The organism is Jiangella rhizosphaerae, from assembly GCF_003579925.1.
GTDB lineage: Bacteria > Actinomycetota > Actinomycetes > Jiangellales > Jiangellaceae > Jiangella > Jiangella rhizosphaerae.
Genome location: NZ_QUAL01000002.1, coordinates 1 through 10,125, shown reverse-complemented (window position 1 = coordinate 10,125; position 10,125 = coordinate 1). Strand labels below are relative to the sequence as shown.

Annotated in this window: 7 protein-coding genes; 6 read left to right on the top strand and 1 reads right to left on the bottom strand. The window is 73.3% G+C overall.

Going from position 1 to position 10,125, the window contains the following annotated elements:
* The 4 genes from DY240_RS00155 to DY240_RS00140 all read left to right on the top strand — a co-directional run.
* Window positions 1-777 (top strand): PucR family transcriptional regulator (locus DY240_RS00155; RefSeq protein ID WP_199700535.1); only part of this gene is annotated, 777 nt, incomplete at its 5' end.
* An 11-nt stretch (window positions 778-788) separates the two neighbouring features.
* Complete coding sequence (locus DY240_RS00150) at window positions 789-2,471, top strand: metallophosphoesterase (protein WP_119657952.1); 1,683 nt, start codon at window positions 789-791, stop codon at window positions 2,469-2,471.
* 32 nt (window positions 2,472-2,503) lie between these two features.
* A complete protein-coding gene (locus DY240_RS00145; protein WP_119657951.1) occupies window positions 2,504-3,940 on the top strand; it encodes a GuaB1 family IMP dehydrogenase-related protein in 1,437 nt (478 codons plus the stop codon).
* The gene (locus tag DY240_RS00140) at window positions 3,934-4,866 is read left to right on the top strand and encodes an NADP-dependent oxidoreductase (protein WP_407659256.1); all 933 of its coding nucleotides are present in this window, start codon (window positions 3,934-3,936) and stop codon (window positions 4,864-4,866) included. Before DY240_RS00145 ends, DY240_RS00140 begins: the two co-directional genes overlap by 7 nt.
* Window positions 4,867-5,544: 678 nt before the next feature.
* Here DY240_RS00140 and DY240_RS00135 read toward each other — a convergent pair.
* The gene (locus tag DY240_RS00135; RefSeq protein WP_119657953.1) at window positions 5,545-6,522 is read right to left on the bottom strand and encodes a ketopantoate reductase family protein; all 978 of its coding nucleotides are present in this window, start codon (window positions 6,520-6,522) and stop codon (window positions 5,545-5,547) included.
* A 44-nt stretch (window positions 6,523-6,566) separates the two neighbouring features.
* On the opposite strand from DY240_RS00135, the gene DY240_RS00130 reads away from it, so the two are divergent.
* Together DY240_RS00130 and DY240_RS00125 are read left to right on the top strand one after the other, a co-directional pair.
* Entirely contained in the window at window positions 6,567-9,197 is a 2,631-nt protein-coding gene (locus tag DY240_RS00130) for a valine--tRNA ligase (protein WP_119657950.1), read from the top strand.
* A partial coding sequence (locus DY240_RS00125; RefSeq protein WP_267901622.1) for a bifunctional folylpolyglutamate synthase/dihydrofolate synthase occupies window positions 9,194-10,125 on the top strand: 932 nt, incomplete at its 3' end. The genes DY240_RS00130 and DY240_RS00125, both read left to right, overlap by 4 nt.

Below are 10,125 nucleotides of genomic sequence, written 5' to 3'. Positions count from 1 at the left end.
CTGGTCGCGACGGTGCTGGAAGGCGGGCCCGCGGCCGGCGACGCGGCCAGCCGGCTCGGCCTGGCCGGCGGGCCGGCGTGCGTCCTCGCGCTGGCGGTGCCCGGCGAGGAGACCGAGCCGTCCAGCGTCGAGGCCGACCTGCAACGGGTCGCCGGGGCGTTCGCGCTGCACCTGGCCGCAGTCCATCCGCGGTCCGCGGTCGCGCTGGTGGGCGGCGTGGTCTACGGCGTCATCCCGCTGGCCGGCGACGGCGAGGGCGTGGACCTGCGGGCGGTCGCCGTCGCCGAGGAGTTCCTCAGCCGCATCGGCGCCCGCAGCCACGTCGTCGTCGGCATCGGCGGCGTCGCCGGCGGCCCGGCCGAGCTGCCGCAGTCGCGCGCCGACGCCGACCGCGCCGTCCGGGTGCTGCGGACCCGCCCCGCCGGGTCGCGGGTCGCCCGGCTCACCGACGTGCAGATCTCCGCGTTCCTGCTCGAACTCGGCAGCGCCATGGCGGCCGAGCGGCGGGTGCCGTCGGGGCCGGTCGCGCGGCTGGCGGCCTACGATCGCCGGCACCGGTCGCAGATGGTCGCGACGCTGCGCGCCTGGCTCGACGCGTTCGGCGACGTGACGGCGGCCGCGGCGGCCACGCACGTGCACGTCAACACGTTCCGGTACCGGCTGCGGCGGGTCGGCGAGATCGGCGGGCTGGACCTCGCCGACCCCGACGCACGGTTCGCGGCCATGCTCGAGCTGCGGCTGCGGGCGATGGTTGATCAGCCCACCGGGGAACCGTAGGGTCTCCAACCGTGACCGCACCCGCACCCCGGCCGCGCGACCTCAGCCCGGCGGAGACCGGGTTCGTGCGGCAGAAGCCGGTGCCCTGGCTCAACCCCGGCCTGCTCGCCGGCACCGCCGTCCGCGTCCTGCTCGCCTACCTGTTCGGCGGCTACCTCGACAAGCGCGAGCTGCAGGCGGCGCTCCCGGACCGCGCCTTCGACCACTCCGCCGCCGACGAGCTGTGGTTCGACTACACCGCCGACGTCGGCGACGGGTTCGACGCCACGTACTCCGTCGCCTCGCTGCTGGCCCGGCCGGAGCTGATGCTCGACGACGGCCGGCTGCTGCCGCGCGGGTCGCTGCTGGTGCTGGGCGGCGACCAGGTGTACCCGACGGCGTCCAGCCCGGCCTACGAGAACCGGTGGAAGGGCCCGTACCGCGCCGCGCTGCCCGACCTCGCCGTCGACACCCCGTCGCTCTACGCGTTGCCCGGCAACCACGACTGGTACGACGGGCTGACGGCGTTCCTGCGGCTGTTCGCGCAGGGCGACACCATCGGCGGCTGGCGGACGCGGCAGGCGCGCAGCTACTTCGCCCTGGAGCTGCCGCACCGCTGGTGGCTGCTGGCAGTCGACATCCAGCTGTCGACGTACATCGACGAGCCGCAGCTGGACTACTTCCGCCGGGTCGCCGAGCGCCTCACGCCCGAGGACCGCATCATCCTGGTGCCGGCGCAACCGTCGTGGGTGAAGACGCACGAGCGGCCCGACGCCTACGACAGCCTCGACTACTTCATCCGCACCGTCATCGAGCCGACCGGCGCCCGCATCCCGCTGCTGCTGGCCGGCGACATGCACCACTACGCGCGGTACACCGGCCCGGGACCGGACGGACGGGGCCGCCAGCTGGTGACCTGCGGCGGAGGCGGCGCCTACCTCGTCGGCACCGACCACCTGCCCGAGCAGGTCGCCGTCCCGCCCGAGGAGACGATCGCCCGGCGGCGCAGCACCCCGCAGCGCTACGAGCTGGCCGCGGCGTACCCGTCGCAGCCGGCGTCGCGGCGGCTCGGCTGGCAGGTGTTCGCCCGGCTGCCCCGGCGCAACCCGGGCTTCGTCGGGCTGCTCGCGCTCATGCAGACACTGCTCATGCTGGCCTTCGTCACCTCGCACGACCGCTGGGTCACCCCGGCGACCGTGACCGGCGTGGCCGCCGTGCTGGCCGGGACGGCGGTGTTCACGCTGGTCCTGGGGGTGCGGACGCGCAAGCACATGATGGCGGCGGCGGCTCATGCGGTGCCGCACGTGGCACTGGCCGCGGGTGGCGCGGCGGTGTGGTCGGCGCTGCCGCTGTCGGAGCTGCCGAACCCGTGGGCGACGCTGCTCGCCTTCGCCGTCTACGGACCGGTCATCGGGCTGCTCGACACCTGGGTCGTCTGCGGGTACCTGCTGATCGCGCGGTACGCCGACGTCAACGTGAACGAGCTGTACGCGGGCCTCGGCATCGAGGACCACAAGAGCTTCCTGCGCTTCCACATCGGCCGCGACGGGTCGTTGACGGTGTACCCGGTGGCCGTCGAGCGGGTGGCGCACCGCTGGCGCGCCGACCCTGGCGGCGCGCCGGGCTCGCCCTGGATCGTTCCGGAGGACCCGCTGCGCGCCACCCTCGCCGAACCGCCCGTCCTCGTCGACCGGCCGCGGCGCGCCGCTGGGTAGGCTGGAACTCTGGCCGAGCCGGGGGAGGCGACATGCGGTTCCTGCACGACCGGGTCCCCGACCAGGACCTCACCTACAGCGACGTGTTCCTCGTGCCGAACCGGTCCCAGGTCGGTTCCCGGCTCGACGTCGACCTCACCACCGCCGACGGCACGGGAACGACCATCCCGCTGGTGGCGGCGAACATGACCGCGGTGTCGGGGCGCCGCATGGCCGAGACGCTGGCCCGCTGCGGTGGCCTGGCGGTCATCCCGCAGGACATCCCGCCCGACGTCGTCGCCGGCGTCATCGCGTGGGTGAAGCGCCGGCACACCGTGTACGACACCCCGCTCACCATGCCGCCCGACGGCACCGTCGGCGAGGCGTACAACCTGCTGCCCAAGCGCGGCCACGGCGCCGTCATCGTCGTCGAGGACGGCCGGGCCGTCGGCGTGGTCACCGAGGCCGACTGCCAGGACGTCGACCGCTTCACCCAGCTGCACTCGGTGATGTCGAGCGAGCTGCTGACGCTGCCCGACGGCGTCGCGCCCGACGACGCCTTCAACCAGCTGCACGACGGACGGCACCGGCTCGCCCCGGTCGTCGGCCCCGACGGGCGCATCGTCGGCATCCTGACCCGCGAGCGGGCGCTGCGGGCGACGTTGTACCCGCCGGCCCTGGACGACGCCGGGCGGCTGCGCATCGGCACGGCGGTCGGCATCAACGGCGACGTCGAGGGCAAGGCGAAGGCGCTGCTGGCCGCCGGCACCGACGTGCTGGTGGTCGACACCGCGCACGGCCACCAGGAGCGCATGCTCGACGTCCTCAGACGGGTCCGGGCGCTGGACCCGCAGGTACCCGTCGTCGCGGGGAACGTCGTCACGGCCGAGGGGGTCAGCGACCTCGTCGCGGCCGGCGCCGACATCGTCAAGGTCGGCGTCGGGCCGGGTGCCATGTGCACCACCCGCATGATGACCGGCGTCGGCCGGCCGCAGTTCTCCTCCGTCCTCGAGTGCGCCCGGCGCGCCCGCGAACTGGGCGTCCACGTGTGGGCCGACGGCGGCGTCCGGCATCCGCGCGACGTCGCGCTGGCGCTGGCGGCGGGTGCGGACAACGTGATGATCGGCTCCTGGTTCGCCGGCACCTACGAGTCGCCGGGCGACGTGCAGCGCGACGGCGAGGGCCGGCTGTACAAGGAGAGCTTCGGCATGGCCTCGGCCCGCGCCGTGCGGCTGCGCACCGCCGAGGACTCCGCGTTCGAGCGGGCCCGCAAGGGCATCTTCGAGGAGGGCGTCTCGCAGGCGCGCATGTACCTGTCGCCGTCGCGGCCCAGCGTCGAGGACCTCGTCGACACCATCGTCGCCGGTGTGCGCAGCGCCTTCACCTACGTCGGCGCCGGGACGATCGAGGAGTTCCGCGAGCGTGCCGTCGTCGGCATGCAGAGCGCCTCGGGCTACACCGAGGGCATGCCCGTGGACGTGAGCTGGTGACCACTGCCCTGGCCGTCCGGTACGCCCGGTACGGCGACCCCGGCGTGCTCTCGCTCGACGCCGTCGACGTGCCGGTGCCCGGTCCCGGCGAGGTGCGGGTCGCGGTCCGCGCGGCCGGCGTCAACCCGTACGACTGGAAGTCGCGCCGCGGCCTCTACGCGAAGGACGCTGCCCCGGCCGAGCCGGCGCGCGTCGGCCTCGAGTGCGCCGGGACCGTCGACGCGCTCGGCCCGGACGTCACGACCTGGTCGCCGGGCGACGCCGTGTTCGGGCTGGCGTCCGGATCGGCCGCCACGCACGTCGTCGTCCCGGCCGGCCGGCTGGTGGCCAAGCCCGAGTGGCTGTCGTTCGTGCAGGCCGCCGCGCTGCCGGTGGCGTGCGAGACGGCGTACCGGGCGATCCGGCTGCTCGACGTCCGCGCCGGCGACATTCTGCTCGTGCACGCCGCCGCCGGCGCCGTCGGGCTGGTGGCGAGTCAGCTCGCGCTGGCCCGCGGCGCCCGGGTCGTCGGCACCGCCGGGACGGCGAACCACGACTTCCTGACGTCGCTCGGGATCGAGCCGGTGCTGTACGGCGACGGGCTGGCCGCGCGCGTGCTGGCGGTGGCGCCCGACGGCGTCGACGCCGTGCTGGACGCCTCCGGGCGCGGCGTACTGCCCGTCTCGGTCGAGCTGGCCGGCGGACCGGAGCGGGTGCTCACCATCGCCGACGGCTCCGCCTCCCAGTACGGGGTGCGCGCCACGTGGAGCGCCGACCTGCCGCTGCCCGAGGTGTTCCAGGCCGTTCTCCCGCTGGTCGAGCGGGGTGCGGTGACGCTGCCCGTCGCGGCGACGTTCCCGCTGGAGCAGGTGGCCGCCGCCCAGACGCTCAGCGAGACAGGCCACCTGCGCGGCAAGATCGTCCTGACGGTCGGTGCGTCGGTCTGAGCCGTCCCCCCTTGCTGCGTTGGGGCCGTCCCCCTGCTGCCCGATTGTCTTGGCCGCGGGCGCGCGCCTCAAGTCCGCGGCCTCTGACTGTGTGCTGTTCGCTTCGGGTTGGGGGCCTTGGACTTGACCCGCGCGCCCGCGGCTAAGAACGGGCAGCTATCAGGGGGACGGGGGGAGTGCNTGTGCTGTTCGCTTCGGGTTGGGGGCCTTGGACTTGACCCGCGCGCCCGCGGCTAAGAACGGGCAGCTATCAGGGGGACGGGGGGAGTGCGGCGACGGCTGCCGGGGCGTCTGGCCGGCTTCTGTGTGGCGTTGGTGTTGTTGAGCGTCCACGTGGTGAGATGTCGCCGTGATCCGGGGGGGATCACGAGGATTACCCCAGCGTCAACACCCTTACAGGCATGTTGATGCTCGCGGAATCCTCGTGATGTAGGCGATCGTTGATGATCATCGCTGTCCACACTCCGACAAAGCTGGCGAAACGGGCACGCCAAACGCCGAGGCGTGCCCACATCCTCCCCGTCCCCCTGATAGCTGCCCGTTCTTGGCCGTGAAGCCGCGGGTCAAGTCCGCCCGTCGTCGCGAAGCGACTCCATGGCGGACTTGAGGCGCGGGTTCGCGGCAAGAGAATGGGGCAGCAGGGGGACGGGGAGCCCAGCGACCCGGCGAACGTCCGGCTCAAGCGCGCAGGCGCTCGAGCAGCTCGCTGGCGGGCACGGAGCCCGGCGCGACTCGCTCGCGGGCGGCGACGACGGCCAGTTGCCGGACCAGGTCGTTGGCCGGGGCCGGCACGCCGTGCAGCCGCGCCAGCAGGACGATCTCGCCGTTGAGGTAGTCGGCCTCGATGGAGCCGGTGCCGCGCAGCAGGCTCTGCACCGACGAGCCGCCGTCGGGCGCCCGGCCCTCGAACGCGGGCATTCGCAGGATGCCGGCGCGCCGCTCGCGGTCGGTCTGCTCGTCGACGACGTCGATGCCGGCCGCCGCCAGCACCGCCTCGCCCTCGGCCCGCACCAGCGCCAGCACCTCCGCGGCGGCGCCGTCGGGGTCGTCCGCCCCGCACAGCGCCGTCACCGCGTTGCCGAGGTTCATCACCAGCTTGCGGTACTTCCACCGCATGATGTCCTCGCGCGGCTCGGAGACGAAGCCGGCCTTGGCGAACGCGCCCGCCACCGACCGCCCGGTGTCGTCGATGCCGGCGGGATAGCGGCCGATGTCGAGGATCCCCGGCGTCGGCGCCGACCGCGCCTGGACGACACCCGGCTCGACGTGCGCGGCCGGGAACATCACGCACACGCCGTACACGTGCGAGAACAGCCGCAGCGCCAGCCGCTCGTTGGCCACGCCGTTCTGGACGCACACCACCGGCGTCGACGGGTCGGCGACCGCACGCAGCGCCTCCAGCGCGGCCGGGGTGTCCTGGCTCTTCATCGTGAGGATCACGACGTCGCCGGCCTCCACTCCGGCCTCCGCCGGCGACCCGTACACCGGCACCGGCACCGTCGTCGTTCCCTCGGGCGACTCGACCCGCAACCCGCCGGCGCGGACGGCGGACAGGTGCGCGCCGCGGGCGATGAGCCGGACGTCGAACCCGGCCGAGTGCAGGCGTGCGCCGAGGACGCCGCCGATCGCACCGGCGCCGTAGATCACGAAGGCCATGGTCGTACGGTATCGGGCGCCCATCCGCAGTAGAATTCCGCGGCGTGACCCAGTCGACTCGCCCCGAAGCCACCCTGCCGTCCGTCTACGACCCGGCGGCGGTAGAGGCGCCGCTCTACCAGGGCTGGGTCGAGCGCGGCTACTTCGAGGCCGACGAGAAGAGCGACAAGCCTCCCTACTGCATCGTCATCCCGCCGCCCAACGTCACCGGGTCCCTGCACCTGGGGCACGCGTTCGAGCACACGCTCATCGACGCGTTGGTGCGGCGGCGGCGCATGCAGGGCTACGAGGCGCTGTGGATGCCGGGCATGGACCACGCCGGCATCGCCACCCAGAACGTCGTCGAGCGCGAGCTGGCCAAGGAGGGCGTGTCGCGGCACGACCTGGGCCGCGAGGCGTTCGTCGAGAAGGTCTGGGAGTGGAAGGCCGAGTCCGGCGGCAAGATCCTCGCGCAGATGCGCCGGCTCGGCGACGGCGTCGCCTGGAGCCGCGAGCGGTTCACCATGGACGACGGCCTGTCGCGCGCCGTCCAGACCATCTTCAAGCGGCTCTACGACGACGAGCTCATCTACCGCGCCGAGCGGATCATCAACTGGTGCGTCCGCTGCCACACCGCGCTGTCCGACATCGAGGTGGAGCACAGCGACGACGAGGGCGAGCTGGTCTCCATCCGCTACAGCGACGACGTCGTCGTGGCCACCACCCGTGCCGAGACGATGCTCGGCGACACCGCCGTGGCCGTGCACCCCGACGACGAGCGATACAAGCACCTCATCGGCACCGAGGTCGACCTGCCGCTGACCGGCCGGCGCATCCCGATCGTCGGCGACCCGCACGTCGACCCGTCGTTCGGCACCGGCATGGTCAAGGTGACCCCGGCGCACGACCCCAACGACTTCGAGATCGGCCGCCGGCACGACCTCCCGATGCTCACCATCATGGACGAGCAGGGCGTCATCACCGCGCACGGCCCGTTCCAGGGCCTGGACCGCTTCGAGGCGCGGCCGGCCGTCGTCGCGGCGCTGCGCGAAGAGGGCCGCATCGTCTCCGAGAAGCGGCCGTACGTGCACGCCGTCGGGCACTGCTCGCGGTGCAAGACCGTCGTCGAGCCGCGGCTGTCGCTGCAGTGGTGGGTGCGCGTCGGCCCGCTCGCCAAGGCCGCCGGCGACGCCGTCCGCGACGGCCGGGTGACCATCCACCCCAAGACGATGGAGTCGCGCTGGTTCGCCTGGGTCGACGACATGCACGACTGGTGCATCTCGCGGCAGCTGTGGTGGGGCCACCGCATCCCGGTCTGGTACGGCCCGAACGGCGAGGTCGTCTGCGTCGGCCCCGACGACGACGTCCCCAGCGGCGAGGGGTGGGTGCAGGACGAGGACGTGCTCGACACCTGGTTCTCGTCGGCGCTGTGGCCGTTCTCGACGCTCGGCTGGCCCGACGAGACGCCGGCGCTGGAGAAGTTCTACCCGAACCAGGTGCTGGTCACCGGCTACGACATCCTGTTCTTCTGGGTGGCCCGGATGATGATGTTCGGGCTCTACGCGCACGCCGACGCCGGGCCCGAGAAGGCGATTCCCTTCCACACCATCGCCCTGCACGGCATGGTCCGCGACGAGCGTGGCAAGAAGATGTCCAAGTCGTTCGGCAACGCCGTCGACCCGCTGGACTGGATGGACGCCTACGGCTCCGACGCGCTGCGGTTCACGCTGGCCCGCGGCGCCAACCCGGGCGCCGACGTGCCCATCGGCGAGGACTGGGTGCAGGCCTCGCGCAACTTCTGCAACAAGCTGTGGAACGCCACGCGGTTCGCGCTGATCAGCGGCGCCCGGGTGGGTGAGCTGCCGCCGTCCGGCGAACTGACTGCGGCCGACCGGTGGATCCTGTCGCGGCTCAACACCGTGCTGGCCGAGGTCGACGCGTACTACGAGGACTACCAGTTCGCCCGCCTCAGCGACACGCTCTACCACTTCGCGTGGGACGAGTTCTGCGACTGGTACGTCGAGCTGGCCAAGACCCAGCTCAGCGCGGGCGGCGACGTCGCCGACCGGACCCAGCTGGTGCTCGGCCACGTCCTCGACCGCCTGCTGCGCGTACTGCACCCGGTGACGCCGTTCGTCACCGAGGCGCTGTGGACGACGCTGACCGGCGCGGAGTCGCTGGTGGTCGCCGAGTGGCCGGCGCCCGACGCGGCCCGTCGCGACGCCGCGGCCGAGGCCACCGTCGCCGAGCTGCAGCGGCTGGTCACCGAGGTCCGCCGGTTCCGCAGCGACCAGGGTCTCAAGCCCGGCCAGAAGGTGCCGGCGCGCGTCACCGCCGGGGCGTCGGACGGGTTCGTGTTCGCCGAGCACGAGGCCGCGTTCCGTTCGCTGACCCGGCTGACCGAGCCGTCCGGCGCCTTCACCGCCACCGCGCAGGTCGTCGTCGGCGCCGTCACCGTCGAACTGGACCTCTCCGGCGCGGTCGACGTCGAGGCCGAGCGCAAGCGGCTGAGCAAGGACCTCGCGAACGAGCGGAAGGCGCTGGAACAGGCCGTCCGCAAGCTCGGTAACGAGCAGTTCCTGGCCAAGGCGCCGGAGTCCGAGGTCGAGAAGGTGCGTGGCCGCCGCACCGCCGCCGAGGCCGAGATCGCCCGGCTCGAGGCCCAGCTGGCCGGCCTGCCGCAGGCGTCGTCGTGAACGACGACGTCCTGCGCGGCATCGAGGCCGAGCTGCTGGCCCGGCGTCCGGAGGCGCTGGTCGAGCCGTCGCTCGAGCGCATCCGCGACGTCCTCGACCTGCTGGGCAACCCGCAGCACGCCTACCCCGTCCTGCACATCGGCGGCACCAACGGCAAGACGTCGACGGCGCGCATGGCCGACGCGCTGCTGCGCGAGCTGAACCTGCGCACCGGCCGGTACACCAGCCCGCACCTGCAGTCGGTCACCGAGCGCATCGTCATCGACGGCGAACCCATCGCGCCGCAGCGGTTCGCCGCCACGTACGCCGAGATCAAGCCGTACCTCGACCTCGTCGACTCCAAGCACGACGTCCGGCTGGGCTACTTCGAGGTGCTGACGGCGCTCGCCTACGCCGCGTTCGCCGACACGCCGGTCGAGGCGGCCGTCGTCGAGGTCGGCATGGGCGGCGCGTGGGACGCCACCAACGTCGCCGACGGCAGGGTCGCCGTCGTCACCCCGATCGCCCTCGACCACGTCGAGTACCTCGGTGACACCATCGAGGAGATCGCCACCGAGAAGGCCGGCATCATCAAGCCCGGCGGGTACGCCATCCTCGGCCCGCAGACCGCGTCGGCCGCGCAGGTCCTGCTGGCCCGCGTCGCCGAGACCGGCGCGACGGTGGCCCGGCAGGGCCTGGAGTTCGGGGTGCGCAGCCGCGAGATGGCCGTCGGCGGCCAGCTCATCGGCCTGCAGGGCCTCACCGGGCCGTACGACGAGATCTTCCTGCCGCTGCACGGCGAGTACCAGGCGCACAACGCGGCGGCGGCGCTGGCGGCGGTCGAGGCGTTCGTCGGCGGCGGGCGCGAGCCGCTCGACGCCGACCTCGTCCGGGCCGCGTTCGCGCGCGTCACCTCGCCCGGCCGGCTCGAGGCGCTGCGCCGCGGCCC

Coding starts and splice junctions, on each gene's coding strand:
- DY240_RS00145 (WP_119657951.1), top strand. CDS start 2,504: ATGCGGTTCCTGCACGACCGGGTCCCCGACCAGGACCTCACCTACAGC.
- DY240_RS00135 (WP_119657953.1), bottom strand. CDS start 6,522: ATGGCCTTCGTGATCTACGGCGCCGGTGCGATCGGCGGCGTCCTCGGC.